The 20,898-nt window shown below is 68.0% G+C and carries 14 protein-coding genes; 8 read left to right on the top strand and 6 right to left on the bottom strand.

Features of this window, described 5'->3' with window-relative positions; genetic code table 11:
* Positions 1-6: 6 nt before the first annotated feature.
* Complete coding sequence (locus tag EER30_RS18290; RefSeq protein ID WP_240670114.1) at positions 7-1,551, bottom strand: GMC family oxidoreductase; 1,545 nt, start codon at positions 1,549-1,551, stop codon at positions 7-9.
* 171 nt (positions 1,552-1,722) lie between these two features.
* Here EER30_RS18290 and EER30_RS18285 point away from each other — a divergent pair, with 171 nt between their 5' ends.
* From EER30_RS18285 to EER30_RS18275, 3 genes are all read left to right on the top strand, one after another.
* Positions 1,723-2,499, top strand: a complete 777-nt coding sequence (locus tag EER30_RS18285; RefSeq protein ID WP_127501690.1) for a glycerophosphodiester phosphodiesterase family protein — start codon at positions 1,723-1,725, stop codon at positions 2,497-2,499.
* A 698-nt stretch (positions 2,500-3,197) separates the two neighbouring features.
* Positions 3,198-3,623 carry a DUF2690 domain-containing protein gene (locus EER30_RS47105; protein ID WP_164842369.1) on the top strand — a complete coding sequence of 142 codons (426 nt, stop codon included), beginning with the start codon at positions 3,198-3,200 and terminating at the stop codon, positions 3,621-3,623.
* Positions 3,624-3,804: 181 nt separating this feature from the next.
* The gene (locus EER30_RS18275; RefSeq protein WP_127501688.1) at positions 3,805-8,346 is read left to right on the top strand and encodes a golvesin C-terminal-like domain-containing protein; all 4,542 of its coding nucleotides are present in this window, start codon (positions 3,805-3,807) and stop codon (positions 8,344-8,346) included.
* 42 nt (positions 8,347-8,388) lie between these two features.
* On the opposite strand, the gene EER30_RS18270 is transcribed toward EER30_RS18275, so the two are convergent.
* The 3 genes from EER30_RS18270 to EER30_RS18260 form a co-directional block, all read right to left on the bottom strand.
* On the bottom strand, positions 8,389-8,994 hold the full coding sequence (locus EER30_RS18270) for an SMI1/KNR4 family protein (RefSeq protein WP_164842368.1): 606 nt from the start codon (positions 8,992-8,994) through the stop codon (positions 8,389-8,391).
* 61 nt (positions 8,995-9,055) lie between these two features.
* On the bottom strand, positions 9,056-12,049 hold the full coding sequence (locus EER30_RS18265) for a golvesin C-terminal-like domain-containing protein (protein ID WP_127501686.1): 2,994 nt from the start codon (positions 12,047-12,049) through the stop codon (positions 9,056-9,058).
* Positions 12,050-12,105: 56 nt separating this feature from the next.
* Positions 12,106-12,546 (bottom strand): DUF2690 domain-containing protein, encoded by a 441-nt coding sequence (locus EER30_RS18260; RefSeq protein ID WP_164842367.1) that lies wholly within the window; start codon positions 12,544-12,546, stop codon positions 12,106-12,108.
* A gap of 317 nt (positions 12,547-12,863) precedes the next feature.
* Between EER30_RS18260 and EER30_RS18255 the strand changes: the two genes are divergently transcribed.
* The 4 genes from EER30_RS18255 (at position 12,864) to EER30_RS18240 (ending at position 17,553) form a co-directional block, all read left to right on the top strand.
* A complete protein-coding gene (locus EER30_RS18255; protein WP_127501684.1) occupies positions 12,864-13,514 on the top strand; it encodes a hypothetical protein in 651 nt (216 codons plus the stop codon).
* 482 nt (positions 13,515-13,996) lie between these two features.
* Positions 13,997-15,370 carry a hypothetical protein gene (locus EER30_RS49705; RefSeq protein WP_127501683.1) on the top strand — a complete coding sequence of 458 codons (1,374 nt, stop codon included), beginning with the start codon at positions 13,997-13,999 and terminating at the stop codon, positions 15,368-15,370.
* 133 nt (positions 15,371-15,503) lie between these two features.
* Entirely contained in the window at positions 15,504-16,334 is an 831-nt protein-coding gene (locus EER30_RS18245) for a siderophore-interacting protein (RefSeq protein ID WP_127501682.1), read from the top strand.
* Between the two features lie 31 nt (positions 16,335-16,365).
* A complete protein-coding gene (locus tag EER30_RS18240; RefSeq protein WP_240670113.1) occupies positions 16,366-17,553 on the top strand; it encodes a CynX/NimT family MFS transporter in 1,188 nt (395 codons plus the stop codon).
* A 13-nt stretch (positions 17,554-17,566) separates the two neighbouring features.
* On the opposite strand, the gene EER30_RS18235 is transcribed toward EER30_RS18240, so the two are convergent.
* On the bottom strand, positions 17,567-18,256 hold the full coding sequence (locus tag EER30_RS18235; RefSeq protein WP_127501681.1) for a hypothetical protein: 690 nt from the start codon (positions 18,254-18,256) through the stop codon (positions 17,567-17,569).
* Positions 18,257-18,403: 147 nt separating this feature from the next.
* Between EER30_RS18235 and EER30_RS18230 the strand changes: the two genes are divergently transcribed.
* The gene (locus EER30_RS18230; RefSeq protein WP_127501680.1) at positions 18,404-19,765 is read left to right on the top strand and encodes a peptide deformylase; all 1,362 of its coding nucleotides are present in this window, start codon (positions 18,404-18,406) and stop codon (positions 19,763-19,765) included.
* On the opposite strand, the gene EER30_RS18225 is transcribed toward EER30_RS18230, so the two are convergent.
* Complete coding sequence (locus EER30_RS18225; RefSeq protein ID WP_127501679.1) at positions 19,746-20,699, bottom strand: helix-turn-helix domain-containing protein; 954 nt, start codon at positions 20,697-20,699, stop codon at positions 19,746-19,748. The two genes, EER30_RS18230 and EER30_RS18225, sit on opposite strands and share 20 nt — an antisense overlap.
* Positions 20,700-20,898: the final 199 nt, after the last annotated feature.

Raw genomic sequence — 20,898 nt, 5'->3', positions numbered from 1 at the left:
CGATCCCTAGTGTCCGGCCAGCTCGGCGCTGATCAGGTCGGCCGCGCGTTCACCGATCATCAGCACGGTCACCATCGGATTCACCGAGGTCATCGTCGGGAAGACCGAGGCGTCGGCGACGCGTACGTTGGGCACGCCGCGCAATCGCAGCAGCGGGTCCACGACCGCGGCGTCGTCCGTTGCCGCGCCCATCCGGCAGGTGCCCGCCGGGTGATAGACGGTGTGATGAGCAGCCCTTCCGTACGCCGAGAGCTGCTCGTCCGTGCGCAGAGCGGGACCGGGCGCGATCTCCCGCGCGATCCACGACGCGAACGGCTCGGTCGCCGCGACCTCGCGGGCCAGGCGCAGACCGTCCACGATGGTCCGCTCGTCATAGCCGCCCGGGTCGGTGAAATAGCGGAAGTCGAGCAGCGGCTTGGTCGCCGGATCGGCGTCGGCCAGCGTCAACCGGCCGACGCTGCGCGGGCGCGGCACGTTGGGCGTCATCCCGAAGCCGTGCTCGGGCACGTCGTAGCCGAGCCGTTCGGTGTTGAACGTGAACGGGATCTGATAGAGGTGGAACATCAGATCGGGCCGCGTGGCGCCCGGCTCGCGGCGCACGAACAGTCCCGCGTCGGAGTCCATGGCCGACATCGGCGGGATCGGCCGGCTCGCCTCCCAGAGGATCAGCGACTCCGGATGGTCGAGCAGGTTCTTTCCCACGCCCGGCAGGTCGTGCCGCACCGCGATCCCGAGCCGCTCGAGCTCGGCGGCCGGCCCGATGCCCGACAACAGAAGTAGTCGCGGAGTGTCAATCGCCCCCGCACACAACACGTACTCGTGCCTGGCCTTAATGATCTTGGTTTGGCCGCCCGAGGACACCGAGACGCCGCGCTCCGGGTCGAGGCGGAAGGCCCAGTGCTCGGTGAGGATGTCGAGGTTCGGCCGGTCGAGATGCGGATGCAGGTAGGCGACCGAGGCGGACGACCGTACGCCGGTCTCGGGGTGATAGCCGACCGGGAAGAACCCCGTGCCGTCGGCGAACGGGGCCGCGTTGAAGTCGTCGTGGACCGGAACCCCGAGCGCGCTGTGACAGGCGGTGACAAAGTCTTCGGCCAGCGGGTTCCGGTCACGTTGGGCGACCGGGGCGATCGTGACCGCCAGGCGTTTCCACAGGGGCACCATTTCCTCGTACGACCATCCGGCCGCACCCGCGTCGACCCAGTCCGCGAAATCCTCGGGCGGTGGCATAAAACTGATCATGGTGTTGTGCGACGAACAGCCGCCCAGAACCCGCGCCCGCGCATGCCGCAGATGCGAGTTGCCGCGGGGCTGCGCGACGATCGGATAGTCGTAGTCGAACTCGCCCTCGAGCAGGTTGATCCAGTTGCGCAACTGAAGTATCCGCTGGTCACCCACGTCGGAGGGACCGCCCTCGATCAAGGCGACCCGCACCCGCGGATCCGCCGACAGCCGCGACGCGACCACCGACCCGGCCGTTCCCCCACCGACGACGACGACGTCGTACTCGATCGTTTCCAGGGCGCGCCACCTTCCCCGAGACGTTGACAAAGAATCATCAAAGTCAACGTCATCGGTCAATGTCATCGCCGGACTTTTACCTCAGTGCAACAAAGCAGGCGAGCATCCCCCGGTGGACAACCGCGCCGTCGAGGCGCCGCCGACGGTAGCCTGGCCGCCACGCCGACCCCCTGCGTGGGCTGGGAAGCAGGCTGGTGCTCCATGGCGCTTAAGATCAAGGTCGTGCCCTTCCTCGACGGCTCCGTGCCGCTCGCCTTCGCCCACCGCGGAGGCGCGGCCGACGGCGACGAGAACACGGTCGAGGCTTTCGAGCGCGCGGTGAAGCTCGGCTATCGCTACGTCGAGACCGACGTGCACGCGACCTCGGACGGCGTAGCGGTCGTTTTTCACGATGCCACGCTCGACCGCGTGACCGGCCACACCGGCGCGATCTCGTCGCTGAGCTGGGCCGACCTGCACTCGGTGCGCATCGGCGGCGCGGCGCTGGTGCCCCGGCTCGACGAGGTGCTCGACGCCTGGCCCGAGATCCGCTTCAACATCGACATCAAGGCCGACACGGGTGTCGCCCCCACCGTCGGCACGGTGACCCGCTCCGGCGCCACCGACCGCGTGCTGCTGGCCTCGTTCGACGACCGCCGCCTGACCCGGGCGCGGGCGCTGGCCGGCCCGTCGATCGCCACGTCGCTGGGCTCCCGCTCGGTGGCCCGCCTGCGCCTGGCGTCCCTGGCCGGGCTCCCGCTGCGGTTGCCCGCGTCGGTCGCCGCCGTCCAGGTGCCCCCGCGCCTCGGCCGGATCACCGTGGTCGACCGCCGGTTCCTGGCTCTGGCCCACCGCCTGGGCCTGCAGGTGCACGTCTGGACGATCGACGACCCGGCCGAGATGGAACGCCTGCTCGACCTGGGCGTCGACGGCATCATGACCGACCGCCTGACCGTCCTGCGCGACGTCTACCGCACCCGCGGCCTCTGGCCGAGCTGAAGAGGTCTCAGAGCCGGGCGCTCGAGGCCCTCGGGCACTCGGCGCCGCACGCATCGGGGACGAATCCGCCGCGGCGGTTCAAATGAGGGCCGCTCGAAACTTACAGGACAACTAATTGCTCGACCGGGAGTCGGCAATTCAAGTCGACCTGGACTGTCAGGAAGACCGCCTCAAAGCCCACCAAAGGCACGGTCGGGTAGCGGCTATTCCCACCCTTGCTGATTTCGCAACACTATCCGACCAACAGCCTACCCAACGATCATGACCTATGCGGCACGTTCGCGCAAGGGCCATTGATGCCGACACCCGGTAAGCCCCGCCCGTGTCGAAGCCTTGGGAAGAACGGTGATCTTCACCATAGGCAGAGGTGGCCGGCCCACGCCCGCGACACGCGCGCACGCTGGTCAGCACCGTAAGACTTGCTCGCCCCGGGGAACCAAACACTGACGCACATGGACATAGCCGCGGATCGATCAAGGGGTTGCGACCGGACCGAAACGACTACTAATGTCTGCGGCAATGGTCGGCTCCCTTGTGGATTCTCGGATTTCACGTCAATTCCGATAGCAACACCTTCCGCCTTGCGAAGGGGGCCCCAGAATCTAGCGCCTGCCTCGTCGTACAGGTCTCCTGGCAGGTGCTTAAACCATTTCGCACCACCGAAAGGGAATGTCGTGCGCACTTTTACCAGAAAATTGATGGGCGTCTTCGCCGTGGCGTCCGTTGCGACGACGTTGATGGTCGGCGTGCCCACAGCCGCTCAAGCCGCCACCTGTTACGCCTCCACCTGCGACAACAAGGACCCCGAGGCGACCGGATGCGGGGCTGACGCCGAGACCAAGCAGAGCCTGGCCAACCCGGACGGAGGCTACCGGCTCGAGCTTCGGTACAGCCCGACCTGCCGTGCCGCGTGGGCCAGGGGAGTCGCCTATCAGTCATTCAAGGTGCAGAGCTTCAGCGGCGGCACCCTGCGAAAGACCGCCTATTACGACGCCCCGACCACCGGCAGCCCCACAGGCTTCCGGTACACCCGCATGGTCAACGACGCCGGCCTAGTTGCGCGGGCGTGCATCGGCGGACCCAGCCAGCCGGAGTCCACCTGGGCCTGCACCGCTTCATACTGAGAATCCTTAAAAAGGGCAAAAAGTGCTTATGTATCGATATCATCGGGGTCGGCTCTACAGAGCCGCAGTCATCGGGTTGGTCCTAGGTCTCGTGGGAGTGACCAGCACCGGTCCAGTGGCTGCCGCCGCGGCGCCCCCCTCCTCGCCTCCCTCCTCCCCCGATCCGGCCCTGACACGAAGCGTGAAAGAAGAAACGACGAAGGACGCCGTCGACCCGCGTCGGCGGGATCAGGTCCTCCGGTCCGGCTGGCAGAAGTCATCGGACGTCGCCTGGACGCTCAACGGCGACGCCGATGGCCTCCATGTTCTGGCGGCCACTGCGCACAGCGGCTACACCTGGAAGAACGTCACCACCCTGATGGAGCCGGGCTTCGACGCGGACGCCTGGATCGGCAATGCGTGCCTCACAGGATCCGGGCGTCGCCTAGTTGTCGTTTACGCGCCACGGACCTTCACCAACAAGCCGGATCTCTTCGACCGCGGAGGCTTCGCCGCCACGGTGGACATCTTCACTGGAGCCGTCACGAAGCTGCCGGTGCAAACCTCTCTCGCCTACCACAACCCAGGTTGCGGAGCCGGCGAGAAAGCGGCCCTCAGTCAGTACGGCGGTGAACGCGTCGACGACCCGAAACAGCCGGTGCGCAGCCGTGTCTTCACGGTCGACGCCGCCAAGGGGCAACTCGCCGCGCCGATTCTGCTCAACACGGAGTTGAGCTCGCCGGTCCCCGTAGGCGACAAAATCGTCGCTGCGGGCAGCGGCGGGTTGGTCGAGGTCGACCGCTCGGCGCGGATCAAGCGACTGGCCGAGACGGACGGAGTTCCCTTCCGTCTTGTGCCCGACGCCGCCGGCAACGTGACGTTCATGGACATCGCCGAGGACCGCGTCCGAGTCAAACATCTCGCCCGCCGATCCGGCGCCAAGCCAAGCACGCTGGCCGAAGGCCGCCAGGCCGAGGTGGGTCTGGTCCGTGGCTCCGGAGGCCGGTCATTCGTCACCGGCACGGTCACCGACGTGGCCCCGTTGCCCGCCGGAGTACGCCGGCTCGCCGTACCCGTGACCAGTGAGATTTCGTCGCTGGGAGAACTCACGCTGACCCGGGTGCGAGCGGCGGGCGCCGAGGACCCCCGGTTGCGGACGGCCGATCCGGCCGCCGCCGAGCCCGTACGCATCGACGCGAAGGTCCAGGCGACCGGAGCAGCGCTCCAGTTCGACGTCGTGCCCGACGGGAACCAAGCTGCTCTCACCGAAGGCAGGGAGTCCAGCCCGGCGCTGGCCTCGCCCGCTCCGTCGAAGCGGGCAGCCGCCGCGGCGGGTTCGCCGTCGGAACCGTCGGAGGGCACCGACGAGCGGTACTGCGCGATCGCGCGTAACGACCCGCGCGCTCAGGCCGTACAGCCGAAGCCGCGCCAGGTGGAATGGGCCGTCGACCAGGTGGTCACCGGAGCGCTCGACCTCAAGCGGTCGGCGAACTGGAAGAACCTCGGCATGCCCGAGTACACCCTCCGGCAGTACTTCCCCCGGGTCGACCTGGTCAACGGCGGCCGCGTCCCGCCGCAGATCCTTCTCGGTGTGATCGCTCAGGAGTCCAACATGTGGCAGGCGGCCCGATACGCGCTGCCGGGTGTCACGGCCAACCCCCTGATCGGAAACTTCTACGGCCGGGAGATATACAACACCAGCGAGGAGGACGACTGGGACATCGACTGGAAGGACTCCGACTGCGGGTACGGTCTCACCCAGGTCACCGACGGGATGCGGCTCGCCGGCAAGGAGAAGACCGACGAGAACGGCAACAAGATCGAGACGTCACTGGCCTACCCGATCCAGCAGGCCGTCGCCCTCGACTTCGCGGCCAACGTCGCGGCCGGTGCGCGGATCTTGCAGGACAAGTGGAACCAGACCTACAACGCCGGCCTGCGGGTGCACAACGCCGATCCGGCTCAACTGGAGAACTGGTTCTTCGCCCTCTGGGCCTACAACTCGGGGCTCTACCCCAACAAGGCGGACGGCAAGCCGTGGGGCGTCGGCTGGTTGAACAATCCGATCAACCCCCGCTACGACCCTCAGCGCAAACCGTTCCTGGAATACACCTACGACGACGCCCGCAACCCGCAGCGTTGGCCGTACCCCGAGAAGGTTCTGGGCTGGGCGGGTCACCCGATCACCTCGGCCGAGTCGCCGACCACGGACGTGGCCGGTTATCGGGCCGCGTGGTGGACGTCGGTCGAGGACCGCATCAAGGTCAAGCCCGACGCCAAACTGTTCTGCAACGCGTCGAACAACTGCGACCCCGCCGCGTCGCAGAAGCCGAACGACCCGGACGTCGTCAACGAGCCGGCCGGCCCCTGCCTGAACAAGAACGACAAGGGGCTGTACGACCTGCGGTGCTGGTACCACGAGCCCGTCGGCTGGAAGGCGGCCGTGGGCCAGCCGTGCAACACCTGCGGCAACGAGGTTCTTCGTTTCGATCCGGGCTACGCCTACCAGGACGACGGAGTCAGCTTCCCGCCGAAGTGTGACACTGCTGGGCTACTCGCCGGCGCGAAGGTGATCGACAATATCGAGAAGAGCGTGCCGCTCGCGCGGCCGTGTGCCCGGGACTGGACCGATGGTGGCGACTTCTCCCTGAGCTTCGCCGCCGACTCCAAAGGTCTCTACTCGTCCAAGGTGGACTTCCACCAGATCGGAGCCGGCTTCGGCGCCCATTTCTGGCGGGCTCACACCCGCAAGCCCGGGCATCTGGGCGGGAAACTGAAGGTCACCGGTGTCTGGCAGTTGGCCGAGTCGATGACTGGCTGGACCCGCGTCCAGGTCTCCGTTCCGGACCACGGAGCCTGGAGCCAGCAGGCAAAGTACGTCATCAACCTCGGCAACGGACAGACCCGCTACCGGGTGGTCAATCAGACCTGGCAACAGAACCGCTGGGTCGATCTCGGCGTCTTCCCGCTGGCCGGCCGGGCCAGTGTGTCGCTGACAAACGAGAGTCCGGACGGCACGGGCAGCGACAGCATCGTGTTCGACGCCGTGGCGTTCACCCCGACGACGAAGCCGACCGCTCAGTACGTGGCGCTCGGGGACTCGTACTCCTCGGGCGAGGGTACGGCGCCGTACGATCGCAACAGCGACCTCAAGCGGGGCAACGGCGGGCCGACCGACAAGAACGCCTGTCACCGTTCGACCGCCGGAGCGTTTCCCCGGCTGATCAAGCTGCCTGGGCAGGCCGAGACCATCGAGCAGCAGGCTGGTCAGGGCAAGGCCTCCTTCGCCCTCATCGCCTGTTCCGGGACGACGACCGTCGGCGTCGCGGCCGAAGCGGTCAACAATCCCCCCGCTGCCTCAGATGCCGGGGGACACACCGACTGGGGAGCGGCGAAGTTCCAGCACGGTGAGATGACCCAGGTCGATCAGGGCTATCTGGACGCGGACACCACGCACGTGACGATCTCGATCGGTGGCAACGACGTCCGTTTCGCCGAAGTGATCCGAGGCTGCATCCTCCGGCTGGCCGACGGCTGCGAGGTGGACGACTACAAACTGACCCGCGACAACGGCAATGTCGACCCGGAGCCGCTCTATCGCTACGAGACCGATCTCATCAAGAACCGGCTCCCGGCCAAGCTCAAGGCGACGTACCACGCGATCCACGCGCGGGCGCCGCAGGCGAAGATCATCGTGGTCGGTTACCCGCAGATGCGTCCCGACGAGGGGGCGCACGGTACGTGCTTCGGCATGAGCGCCAGAACCCAGCTCTTCCTCAACGAGCTGACCCATCATCTGACCGCGGCCACCATGAAGGCGGTCTCCGAGGTCCACGACGAGGGCGTGGACATCCGCTACGTCAACTCGACCCTCAAATGGCGGCTCATCAGCGACGGCGGCAAGCACTGGGCCTGTCAGAACATCTTCTCGGGCGAGGACGACCACCGATGGACCGAAGCGGTGATAGGCGCGTCCGAGGACGGCAGCGGCACGTCGGATCCTGGTTCCGGCAGCTGGCACCCGAACGACGTGGGACAGCGGCAGTTCGCGGCCATGGTGAACTCGGTGCTCCGCGGCGACAGTTCGCTGCAGACGATCAAGCAACGAATCATCAACTACGTGGACACGCGAAGGGGCGACCGCTGGACCATCACCGAAGCTCAGGCCGAGGACGCGGCTCAGCGCTGCCTGGATCTGACACGTCGCGGCGGCATGTTCGACGACCCGTGCATGAACATCGCGATGTTCTTCCCCACGGTCGCCGACGCAGCAGGGGCCGCCCGCAACGACGATGCCGGCCTCCGGCGCTACCCCGCCTGGGTGGTCCAGAACTACGCCAGCGAGGACGAGAAGAAGAAGAGCTGGCCGCGGGATTGGCTCAATCAGGCACAGTACGGGCAAACCACCTGCCCGACCCCTCGCCCGGAAGGCCCGGACGGCAAGCCGTACAACTGTGACGAGTTCCCGTTCTACTCATCCGAGCAAGGCGTCTCCTGGGCCCGCTACACCGGCGGCGAGAACGAGCCGATCAGCACGCAACTGGGTCTGGTCTCGGACACCGAGAACAAACAGGAAGGATCGCTGCTGAACGGCATGTACAAGAAGACGGAGTGTGCCTTCAGCACCGCCGAGTGGGGCCTGGAACTGGTCACTCCGCCGATCACCAAGAACGGCACCCCGTTCTTGACCATTCCGCTCGTGGCTCCGGTCCACAGCACGAACAAGACGTTCTACGTCTGCTGAACGCATCGCTGAGCGGCCGGCCGTGGCCGGCCGCTCAGCCCCTCACAGAAGTTTCCGGGCGTTGGGGTCAGCGGGCAGCCGTTCGGGACCGTTCCAGCGTTCCGACGACGGGTCGAAGGTGTATTCGCCGCCGCGCAACAGCTCGGTGAAGACCGCGACCGCGGCGATCCAGGACGGCGCTCGCACCGTGTAGGGGTCGTCCGGCGTACGGGCCCACAGGCGCACCGACGAGTGCGGCGCCCGGGGCGCCCCGGCGGTGATGAAAAGGTAGTTGCTGTCGTAGCCCACGACCGGCAGCCACTCGGGGAGCCACCGGACCTCGTCGTCCTCGACGAATTCCGCGGTCAGCTCGATCAGGGACGCGCGGTGGGCCAGCGCCTCCGACAGCGACAGAAGATCCCAGCCACCGGCCCCCAGCCGGCTTTCCGGCCCCAGCGCGGTCCCTGGGACCCGGCGTTGCACCCCGTCGTGCCACCCCCACCACCGGCGCATCTCCGACGGAAGAACCAGCCCTGTCGACGCCTCGACCGCGTCCAGTTCGCTGTCGTCGAGGCCGGGACGAAGGTGGTCCGCAACGGGCGCGCGATGGTTCATCCACTCGTGCCGGAGTTGTTCGAAGACGACGACCCCGTTCTCCTCGTCGGACATGCCCTCGATCTTGGCACAGCCGGCCCGGGGCCGCCCACCGACGGCGGGCGGCCCCGGTCGGTCATCCGCTGTAGGCGGACCCGCAGGTGTGCGTCGCCGATCCAGCCTCGACGAACGCCACCGCGTCGTACGCGATGTTGACGCTGCCGTCAGCGCCCTCATACATGTTGTGCAGCTGCACCCTGGCGCCCGGCTTCAGCGTCCGGGTGCCGAGGTAGACCCACTTGTCCTCGGTGGTGTCCTGGTTGATCACGCAGGGGGTGGCCGCGGGAGTGAGAGAGTCAGCCCCGTCGTAGAAGAGGTACTCCGCCCTGTTCCAGGTGCCGCCGTGACTTGGCAGATTGACCAGGATGTCGTACTTCCCGGCGCTGGTCAGGTTGGGTGTCCACGTGCCGACGACCTTACGGATCGGCGCCAGGTCAGGCTGATCGGCGTGCGTGAACCACATATGGCCCTGGTACCCGGCGCCGAGCTGGTGCAGATCCCATTGTCCGTACTTGGAGTAGGCGACCATATATGTCGTACTGCCGGTCGCCATGTTGTAGGTAGGCACGTCACCGGTCGGGGCTCCGGCCCGGATGGTGAACTTACCTCCCTGGGTATCACCTGGGCAGCCCAACACGTTCTCGGTGCCGTCGCTCAGGTCGTCCACCATGAATACCGTCTTGCCGCTCGGACGGGAGAACCGGGTGCAGTTCCGCGGGTACGACGGCTCCACCGCCGGCTCGGGATCGCCGGGCCGATAGACCACCCGTTCGGTGGCACAGGACACCACGCAGTCCGCCCAACCGGTCGATCCGTGCCACCAGCAGGTGCTGTCGTTGGCCGGGCAGGGGTTCGGGAAGTTCGACCCCTTGCAGGTCTGCCACAGCCCGTTGCAGAAGTGCAGGTAGGTCGGCGACTGGTCGTACGGCAGCTCGAGCTGGAAAACGTCGGCATTGGTCGAGCCGTATGTCGGTCCCAGGTACTTCTGAGCCGGAAGGCCGTCGACCCAGTGCCACTGGGGCCGCTCGGCCCACCCCATGATCTTCTCCTGGTAGGGCCAGTCCCCGGGGTGGCTCGCGTCGTCGAGGCTGCCCCGCAGGAATGGCAGGCGGTTTGCGGGATAGCGCGGATTCGCCGGGTTGTTGAACCAGCCCACACCATAGGGGTTCGTGCCACCCGTCGGGTTGTAGATCCCGCTGTTGTAACCCCAGACCGCGAGATACCAGTTCTCGATGTAGTTCGGGTCGTTGTTGTTGATGTGCATGTCGATCGCCTGCAGCTGGTTCCACTTCTGAACCAGAATGTCGAGCGATGCGGCGATGTTGGCGGCATAGTCAGTGGCGATCGCCACCTGCTCCATGATGGTGACCTTGACGCCGGTGTCGGAGCTTCGCATGCCGTCGGTCACCTGGCCGATGCCGTATCCGCAGTCCGACTTCTTCCAGTCGATCACCGGGACGACTCCGTCGCCGTCCCCGTAGTAGTCACCGACGAGCGGATTGCCGGCATCGCCGGGCACCGCGCGCCAGGACGCCTGCGCGAGGTTGGTCTCCTGGGCAAGAATCGCGAGCACGAGCTGGGACGGAATTTTTCCAATCGCACCCGCGGCCAGCGGCCAATAGCCGATGCCTTGGATGCCGTATTCCTCCATGCGCGTGTTCAGGTAGTTCTTCGGCCGCCGGATGGTAAGCCCGCTGTGGACCGCCAGATCGACAGCCCACTCGACCTGGTTGTAGCTGGGCTGCGGCACCTGGACGTTCAGCGAGTTACGCCCGACCGAACAGCCCGGCGTTTCTCCGGGGTCAGGGAAATAGCCGCCGCCCGGGTCTTCCCAGCCCGCCGTCGTCGCCGTCTTCGTCGCGCTCCCGAGCGCGTTTCCCCGGGCCGCTGCCGTGGCCGTCGCGGCTTGCGCTCGGGTGTCCGTGTCGACCGTCGCGACGGCGATCGTTCCGGTGGCGGACCGGCCACTGCCGACAGTCCGCACCTCGACGTCCACGTCGGTGGCAGTGATCGGGTCGTGGGCGACGGACAGCTTGCCTACCCGCGCGGTGAGCTGGCGGCTCTGCGCGCGGTTCAGCAGCAGATGCCCCTCGCTCGACACAGCCCGCACCTGTTCGCTGCTGGCCAGCTTGGTCAGGCGCGCCTTGCCCTCGACGTTGACACCGGAGACCTCGCCCACCAGGGCGTTACGGCCGCCGGAGAGGCCGAGAAGGGCCAGACCCGTGCGCGGGCCCGAACCGAGCTTCGTCAGCACGCCGGCGTCGAATCGCTGCGCGACAGCCTTGGCGTCCTCGGCGGTGAGCACGTCGATGGCACCGCTACCGGTTGAGCGGACCGCGAAGGCCGGCCCGTCGAGTGTGGCGACGCGATGCACCTTGCCGGCCGAGTCCAGCCGGGCCAGATCGCCTCGTACGATGCCGTAGTCACCCTTCGGCCCGGCGGTCGGCGCGGTGACCTGGGCGTCGATCTTGCGAGTGCTGAGCACCTTGCCGGCCGCGGCGTCCACCGCGATCAGCTCGGTCTGCTCGTCGTGCTGGCCGAGCGAACGGGTCAGCAGAACCCGGTCGGTGGGCCCGCACGCAGGGTTGTAGTACGCCAGCTCGACGCGGCTGGCAACCTGGGTCACCTTGCCGGTGGCCACCTCGACCACGGCGGCGAATCCGCCCGCCTTGACCATCGCCGGCTTGTTGACGGCCATGGCCGGGGCGTAGACCGCAACCGCGTACTTTCCGGATCCGGTCACGCACGTGTAACCGGTGACGGCGCCGAGGTCGGTCAGCCTGGTCCCGAGCGTGGCCAGGGTCGTCCAGGCGTACGCGTCCTTCTCGCGGGCCACCATGATGTGATAGCCGTTGACGTCGGCGACACCGTGAACCAGGACGTCGGAGGACTGGCGATAGTCGCCGCCGAGCGCCTTGGCCGGGTCGATCACAGCTCCGTCAGCGCCGCTGAGACGGAAGTCCTCGCGTCCCTGCGCGGCCTGGGCCGGTCCGTTGACACCGGCGACGGCACCCAGGGCGAGCACTGCGGTCAGTGCCACACCTGTGCGCAGCCGTCGTCTGCTGAACATCGATTTTCTCCCGAAGAGCAGGGTTGCCCGCCGTTCGCGACGGGCAAGAGCGCGGATCACGACCATGGCGTGCAGAAACCTGCCGTGTCGTAGATGTTCTTGCCGTCGGGGTCCAGGTCGGTGAGCGAGCCGACCGGGGACCAGTAGTAGCAGCCCTTGATCGAATAGTCCCAGCTGACCAACCGGCTTGCGGACACGGTGCTGCTGGCCGAGACGACGTCGTTCCGAACCTTCGCCCGGCTGCTGTACTGCGGCGTGTAGAACATGCCCAACGCCTGCGGGGTGTTCGGAAGGGGCTCGAAGACCATTTCAAGGTAGGCCGCACGGCAGGTCTTGGAGTAGCGGAGGGTGATGATCGCCCGATCCTCGCTGCCGGCCTGAAGGTAGGGGACGAACGATCCGCAACCGCTGGTGATCGTCGCGTCGAAGGGGCTCTTGCCGTCACAACTCTCGGCGTAGCACGGTGTGGCGGCCAGAACGGGTCGTGCGACCGTCATGGACACGAGATTGGCCAGTAACAGCACTATCACCGCCCAGGACAGACGCCGTCTGGTGGTTCTCACATGGATCTCCCCGTTGGTGGGACATGCGGCGCGCAGAAGACGCGCCATGGTCGCGCCGAAGCTAGATCAACCCAACCATGTTGATCAATGGGTGACACATCACAGTGGACTTCCAGGAACTGTCAGGCATCGATGCCTTAGTCTCGCCTGTGCGCTCTAAACGATCTTCAAGGAGACCAGTGCGGGACTCGCGAGCACGACAACTGAGCACCGACGCGTCGCGAGCGAGGAGGACGCGGGAGGTTACAGCTGTGACAGCCCTGCTGGCCGGACTGCTCGCCGCCGCCGGTTGTTCGGCTGACGCCGGGCCCACCGGAACGGCACGGTCACCGGGATCCGCGGCGGCCACCGCCGCATCAGCGGCCACAAGCGCCATGCCGTCCACCGCGTCCACCGCATCCACCGCCTCGTCCACGCCAGCGGCGCCGGCGCGGACGAGGCAATCGGGCGCCTGGGATTTCGGAGCGATACCCGGCCCGAACGGCCAGGCGGTCGCCCTGGCACTGGAAAAGCGCTGGAAGTTGAAACAGACCTACCGACGGACGACAAGCAAGGGCTGGTCCGAGAGCGAGCACCACGTGGGCGCGGCCAAACCGGAGAAGGGCCGCATGTTGCTGGCCGTGATCGACGTGGATCAGCAGAACCAGTTGCGGTATCTCTCCTGCTCCGGAGGCGGCCAGGGAGTGAACCGGCGCCAGGACGGCAACCTGCACGACTACATCTTCGACTGCGCGAAGCAGGCCGTGCCGCCCGCCGAGTGGGCTGGTTATCAGAAATGGCTCACGGAGGCCTACCTCCAACAGAAGGCTCCGATGGACCGCTCGGGCACGCGGGGCGCCGGCTACGGCTCGACCGTCACGGTCTACGACAACTGGGCCGTACTGGAGATTACCGGCCCCTGACTCACCTCCGCGACCGCACAGCGCGGCGACCGGCCAGACAAGGCCCTCCTCGCGCACCGCGCCGTTCTTCATACTCCCCCGATGTCCGGACGGCCGCGACACGAACGGTTGAATTTGTCGTGGGAATCGCGGAAATGAGCTGCGGGAATACATTTCTCAGTCACTTCCAAGGGTGCATCGGGCCGTTCGTGCCTTACATTTCCAAGCAGACGTGGCGACCCCGAGGGGCTTCGGCCGGTCCGCGGCGGCCTCAGACGGAAGCCGCAGGTCAGTAAGTTTTTTGCGATCTTGGTTGAACCCTCGGCATCATCCGTTCGGGGGATGCCCGAGGTTCGAGGCGAACCCCATATTTCTTCTTTAAGTTTCGCCTAAGAATTCATCAATTTCGCTCGCGGAATTGCTTTCCCGCCGGACGGCTCATACCGTCTGGGAGCCGGTCGGAATTTGGGCCGGGTGGATTCTGCGAAGATGAGGTATCACGCATGCGTAGGTCTGCTTACCGCCGTGCGACCGCCGCGCCGTCGGGACGCAACCGACGGTTGTTCGCGGTCGGAGCCGTGATCGCCGCCCTGGGTGCGACCGTGGCTTTCGCCCAGATCTCGGGCGCGGCCGAGAACGACGCGCCCGAGGGCAGCGGCGCCGGCAAGGTCGTCAACGGCCAGGTGATCCTGACCGACACGTGCATCGACAGCAATCTGGCGCCGCACGACGGTTTCCAGCTCGGCAGCAAGTGCGTCTCCACTGAGTTCGGTGAGCTCGCCGAGGCCAAGGACAACCCGAGCCTGCTGATCACCAAGGCGCCCAAGCAGGTCGCGGCGAACACGCCTTTCTCGCTGACGATCAGCACCCGCAACCTGATCCGCGACCGCTTCCTCGCGGCCGGCAAGGGCGGCTACTACGTGGAGAGCTCGGTCCTCAAGGACGGTCTCGTCCGCGGCCACTTCCACACCGCGTGCCGCATGCTGCCCAACGCTGACGAGGCGCCCGCGCCCGAGCCGGTGCCGGCGTTCTTCGTCGCCACCGAGGACAGCAAGGGCGGCGCCACGCCCGACGAGGTCGTCATCCAGGTTCCGGGCATGCCGACCGACGGCATCGCGCAGTGCGCCTCGTGGGCCGGTGACGGCTCGCACCGCACGCCGATGATGCAGCGCGCCAACCAGACCCCCGCGATCGACTCCGTCCGCATCACCGTCGGCAACCGGGGCGGGAACAACGGCGGCGGGAACAACGGAGGGAACAACGGCGGCGGGAACAACGGCGGCGGCGGCAACAACGGAGGGAACAACGGCGACGGCGGGAACAACGGCGGCACGCCGGGCAACCCCAACAGCACCGTCGCGCCCACCAAGCCCCCCACCAAGGCTCCGACCCAGGCCCCGACCAAGACGCCGACCAAGCCTCCCGCGACCGCCCCGACGGTGAAGGACGACTTCACGCCCGACCCGACCAAGGCGGCCACCACCCCGGCCAAGCCCCCGGCGAACGGCCCGAAGTCGACCACCAAGCCCCCGGCGAACACCAACGAGGACGAGTCGCAGACCAACGGCGACGAGGAGACCAAGCCCGCGACGAAGGCCCCCAAGCCCCGCGCGAGCAGCAGCAGCGCTCCCGCCGCCGGCACCGACTACACCTACGAGGACGGCCAGTTCAACTCCGGCAACAAGGCGCCGGTCGAGGAGCAGGTCGCCCAGGTGCAGGCGGCCAGCACCAAGAAGAACGACGACGGTGGACTGCTCGCCCTGACCGGTAACAACACGGTCGCGGTAATCGGCGGCGCCGCGGTCCTGCTGATGGTCGGCCTGATCATCATGGCCTTCACCCGGCGACGCCGCGTCGGCGGCACCAGCTGGGAGTAGAAGCCAGGCACACATCATGAGGGGCGGCCCGCGTTTCGCGGGCCGCCCCTCATGTGTCACCCAGCGGCATAGGAGGTGAGGGTAGCCTTACCAATCGGCACCCCAACGCACAGCGAAGGAAGAGGGGTACGACATGGCGAACAGGCCCGCACGTCCGGTGACCGAGGCGGTCGTCAGCCGGGTTGAGCAACTCAGCCCGCACATGGTCCGCGTCGTTCTGGGCGGCGACGCCATCAGTGGGATCGCGGCCGGCACCTGCACCGACCACTACGTCAAGGCCCTCTTCCCGCAGCCCGGGGTCGTCTATCCCGAGCCGTTCGACATGGGCGTGATCCGCGAGAGCCTGCCGCGCGATCAGTGGCCCGCCGTCCGCACGTATTCGATCCGCAAGTGGCTCCCCGAGGTCTCGGAGATGTGGGTCGACTTCGTCGTGCACGGCGACGAGGGCATCGCCGGCCCGTGGGCGGTCGCCGCCAAGCCGGGCGACCCGTTCCGTTTCATGGGCCCGGGCGGCGGCTACGCTCCCGACCCGGCCGCCGACTGGCATCTGCTCGCCGGTGACGAGAGTGCCCTTCCGGCCATCGGCGCCGCGCTCGAGGGCATGCCCGCCGATCGTCCGGTCCGCGCGTTCATCGAGGTCGAGAACGCCGACGAGGAGCAGAAACTCGAGTGTCCGGGCCTCGCCGACATCACCTGGCTGCACCGGGACGGACGTCCCGTGGGCCACGCGTTGATCGAGGCCGTGCGTGGCTACGAGTTCCCCGAGGGCCGGGTGCAGGCTTTCGTGCACGGCGAGGCGAACTTCGTGAAAGACCTGCGGCGCTTCCTCAAGATCGAGAAGAGCATCCCGATGGACCAGCTCTCGATCTCGGGCTACTGGCGCGACGGCATGAACGAGGACGGCTGGCAGTCCTCCAAGCGCGAGTGGAACCAGCAGGTGGAACAGGAGCAGGACAGGGTGTGACCCCGATCTTCGGGCAGCCCATGATGTGTAAGTGGTGACAGCCGAGCAAGCCCTGACGTCGAAACGCCGGATGACCGCGCTGGTGGCCCTGCTGCTGGCCGCCGTGAACCTGCGGCTCGCGGTCACCAGCGTCGGCCCGGTGCTCGACGAGATCCGGGACGGCCTGGGCATGAGCTCGACCGTGGCGGGCCTGCTGACGTCCGTGCCCGTCATCTGCTTCGCCGCCGTCGGTCTGACCGCGCCCCGGCTGGCCGCCCGTTTCGGCGCGTCCCGGGTGATCCTGGCCGGTCTGGCGGTGCTCGCGGCCGGGCTGGCCGTCCGCCCGTACGCTCCCGGCACCGTCCTGTTCCTGCTGCTCAGCCTGGTCGCACTGGCCGGCATCGCCGTGGTCAACGTGCTGCTGCCGTCGGTCGTCAAGGACCGCTTCCCCGACCGGGTCGGCGCCACGACGGGTCTCTACTCGGTGGCGCTCAACGTCGGCGCCACCACCGCCGCCGCGGCCACGGTCCCGCTCACCGATCACGCCTTCGGTGGCGACTGGCGTCTCGGTCTGGCCTGCTGGGCCCTGGTCGCGATCCTGGCCGTGCCGTCCTGGCTCCCGCTGGCCCGCGAGCCCTTCGAGCGCCCCACCGAGATCAAGACCGAGGCCCTCGTACGGGTCAGCAGGCACCCGGTCGCCTGGGCGCTGGCGATCTATTTCGGCATGCAGTCGACGTCCGCGTACGTGATCATCGGCTGGCTCCCGCAGATCTACCGCGACGCCGGCGTCTCGGCCGAGCGGGCCGGGGTGCTGTTCGCCGTCACGTCGTTCCTGGGCGTGCCCCTGGGTTTCGCCCTCTCCGCGCTGGCCGGCCGTCTGCGCTCGCAGAGCTGGATCGCCGTCGGTCTGGGCGTCTTCGGCCTGGCCGGATACGGCGGCCTGTGGTGGGACCCGGCCGCCGCCCCCTGGTTGTGGGCGGTCTTCCTGGGCATCGTCAACACCGCGTTCCCCCTGGTGCTGACGATGATCGCCCTGCGCGGGCGCACCCCGGCCACGGTGGTGCGGCTGTCCGCGTTCGCTCAGAGTGTCGGCTACATCCTGGCCATCCCCGGCCCGTTCCTGGTCGGCGCCCTGCACGACGCGACCGGCGGCTGGCGGGGCCCGCTGACCCTGGTCCTCTGCCTGATGGTGCCCCAGATGATCGCCGGCTTCTTCGCCGGCCGCGATCGCCAGATCTGATGCCGCAGATGGTTCACTCGTAGCAGTCCTGGGTCTTGAACTGCAGCGCCAGCTGGGCCACCTTGCCGTTCACGGTCGCAATCCGGTAGTTCGCCTTGGAGTTGCCCGGCACGGCCACCAGACCCCGCCCGTCGGCTTCCGGGTTCTCCTCGGCGATCGGGCGCCACGTGGGATAGGCCTCGAGCAGCGCGGCCTTCGAACTGCCGATCCGGATCCCCTCGGGCGTACGGATCCTGCCGTAGGCGCTGATGACGATGATGCCGCGGTCCTTGCCGCCGTACACCGTCGCGTCGTCGCTAGGCGCCTCCTTCAGCGGCGCGGTCATGCTGCAGCCGCCACCCTCCGGAGTGGTCGCTCCGGTCGCCGGGTTGACCCACTTGCCGATCAGCCCGGTCGCGCTGGCCGCGGACATGCTCATTCCGAGCCGCACCGCCCCGAGACCGCGCGGGCCGATAACCGTCCCCAGCTGGGGCTTCTCGGTGGTGGCGGGCTTCGTCGTCGCGGCCGGCGCGCTCGGCGAGGCCGAGGTCGCGGTCACGACCGGTGCGGACGCCGGCGACACCGGGGCGGTGGACGGGGCGGGCGAGGCGCCGAACGGCACCGCCGAGCCCTCCAGGTGGGCCGCGCCCGATCCGCAGGCACCGGTGAACAGCACCAGACCGGCGAGACCGCTGAGACCGAGGGCGAGGGTGGCACGCTTCATCGGGGTTTCCTTTCGCATCTGCTGAGTCATTCAATGCGATGCGGGCTCGCGGACTTTTGTTCTGACCAGCGGGTCACGAAGCGATAACGACAATCTTCGATCGGGAAGTAGCCCTCGGTATCCACAGGGCTTCATACCGTGTCCCTCGTGAGGCAGAGTCAGGGCATGAACGGGGATGTCTGGCAGGTGGGCGACGACTATGAGGCTTATGTCGGTCGGTGGAGCCGCAGGGTGGCCACCGAGTTCGTTCGCTGGATCGACGTGCCGCCCGAACGGCGTTGGCTCGACGCCGGCTGCGGCACCGGGGCGTTGAGCTCGGCGATCATCAGCGCGGGTGCGGCCGGCGTCGTCGGGCTCGACCCGTCGCGCGGCTTCCTGCGATCCACACCCGACGGTGCTCGCGCGGTCGCCGGTGACGCCGCCGCCCTGCCTCTGCGCAACGGCCGTTTCGACGCGGTGGTCAGCGGGCTGTCCCTCAATTTCGTGCCCCGCCCCGAGAAGGCGATCGCCGAATTCGTACGGGTCGCCGCCCCGGGCGCGGTCGTCGCCGCCTACGTCTGGGACTACGCGGCCGGCATGCGCATGATGCGCCTGTTCTGGGACGTCGCCGCCGAGGTCGTGCCGGCCGCCGCCGACCACGACGAGGGTTCGCGCTTCCCGATCTGCCAGGAGGCCGCGTTGCGGACCGCGTGGGCCGGCGCCGGCCTGGTCGAGGTCTCGACCCGCCCGATCGAGATCCCCACGGTCTTCGCGGGTTTCGACGATTTCTGGCTGCCGTTCCTGGGTGGTCAGGGCGCCGCCCCGGCCTACCTGGCCACGCTCGGCGGCGACGTGCGGGCCGAGATCCGTGAGCGGCTGCGGTCGCGGCTTCCCACCTCGGCCGACGGCACCATCGCCCTGACCGCGACGGCCTGGGCGGTGCGGGGCCGCCGGCCAGGTGAGATCAGCCCCGCCCGTCGCATGGTCGAGATCGGCATCGTGCAGGCCGGCGATCCGGCGATCCGGGCCACCGCCCACCCGTTCGATCTTCCCCGCGAGGCGCCGGAGGCCCAGGCGGTCGTCGAGCGCCTCCGGGCCACGGCCGACCGCGTCGTGCGCGCCTACCCGTTCGCCAAAGGCATGGGCCTGGCCGCCCCGCAGATCGGCATCGACCGGGCCGCTGCCGTGGTGCGTCCCGTCGCCGGCCGCAGCGGGCCCGCGGGCGGCGAGCTGATCCTGCTCAACCCGCGGGTGGTCGACGAGTCACCGCAGCGCGACGTGCAGTACGAGGGGTGTCTGAGCTTCTTCGACGTGCGCGGCGAGGTCGAGCGCCCCACGCGCATAGCGGTCGCCCATCAGCAACCCGACGGCCACGCCGAGATCACGACGTTCCACGGCGAGACGGCCCGCATGGTGCAGCACGAGATCGACCACCTGCACGGCCGTCTCTACACCGATCGAATGCCGCCCGGCACGAGCGTCGTCCCGCTCACGCGTTACGCCCGGATCCCTAGGCAGCGCGGTCGGTGACACCCGTGGGGGCGAGCTCGGCGAAGCGCCAGCGCAGGCGCACCTGGCTGGTGAGCAACAGCTCGCGCAAGCGCAGCGTGTAGACGACCGTGCCGTTCTCGCCGAGCGACTCGGTCGGCGAGAAACCCTTGATGCCCGCGTACGAAAGGATCTCGGCACTGACCTCGCCGGCGAGGGAGGCCGGCAGCCGCAACGACATCGTCAGCGCCCGCGTCGGGAAACGGATGTCGCGCTGGAACCACTGACCCCACAGGCTGGCCGGCACGCGGTACGAATAGGTCACGCGCGTGCGCTCGCCCGGGTAGAGCGGGAACCGCGCCCGAGTGTTGCCGAAGACCAGGATCATCTTGAGGTACGCGTCCGACGAGCGGGTGACCCGCACCTCCATCGGCTCGGGCCGCTCGTCGCCCGCCGACGCCTCGAAGTCAAGGTCGGAGAGCTGCAGTGGACTCTCGGCATAGAGCCGCCGGGAGACGCCCGGCTGGTCGGGGAAGCGGTCGACGTCGACGCGCACGGGGTAGCAGGTGACGGGCCGGTCGCCGACGTTGCGGACGACGCGGTCGACCCGCGCGAAATACCACCCCTCGGCGTACGAGAGGGTGGCGTTCTCCTCCTCGATCACGAGGGTGGCCGGCAGCATGGGGCTGGCCTCGTAGTCGCTGCGGACGGTCGGGGCAGGCGCGGGCTCGCCGGCGGCCTGGCGGCACTGCTCGTAGCGCGCGATGATCTCGCCGCCGCTCGCCAGGACCGCCTCGGCGCGGCCGGCGAACTCGAAGGTCGCGTGGTGACGCAGGCTCTCCACGTGGCTGATGTAGGACGGGTGGTAGCCCATCGACGCGGCGAGCTGCTTCTTGGACAGGCCCCGCCGGGTGCGCCAGGCGTTGAGCACCTGGGCGAACGCGGTGCGGGCCGCGAGCTCGAGCTGTGAGGTCATCACACACTCCTGAAGGGACGCTGTCCGGTCATGATGCCCCACCCTGTTGCGCCCTGCCAGGGGTAACGATGTCACTTTACGAACTCATAAGATTACGCAGCGTTCAGTTGAATCGCCGTTCACCATGTTGAATCATGCGCAACCGGCCGCGTACGCGCGCAAGGGTTTTCCCTGATTCGGTGACGCTCATCGATGCCTA

This window comes from Actinoplanes solisilvae, from assembly GCF_003999975.1.
GTDB lineage: Bacteria > Actinomycetota > Actinomycetes > Mycobacteriales > Micromonosporaceae > Actinoplanes > Actinoplanes solisilvae.
The sequence above is the reverse complement of the archived record's forward strand: the minus strand, read 5'-3'. Positions and strand labels throughout refer to the sequence as shown.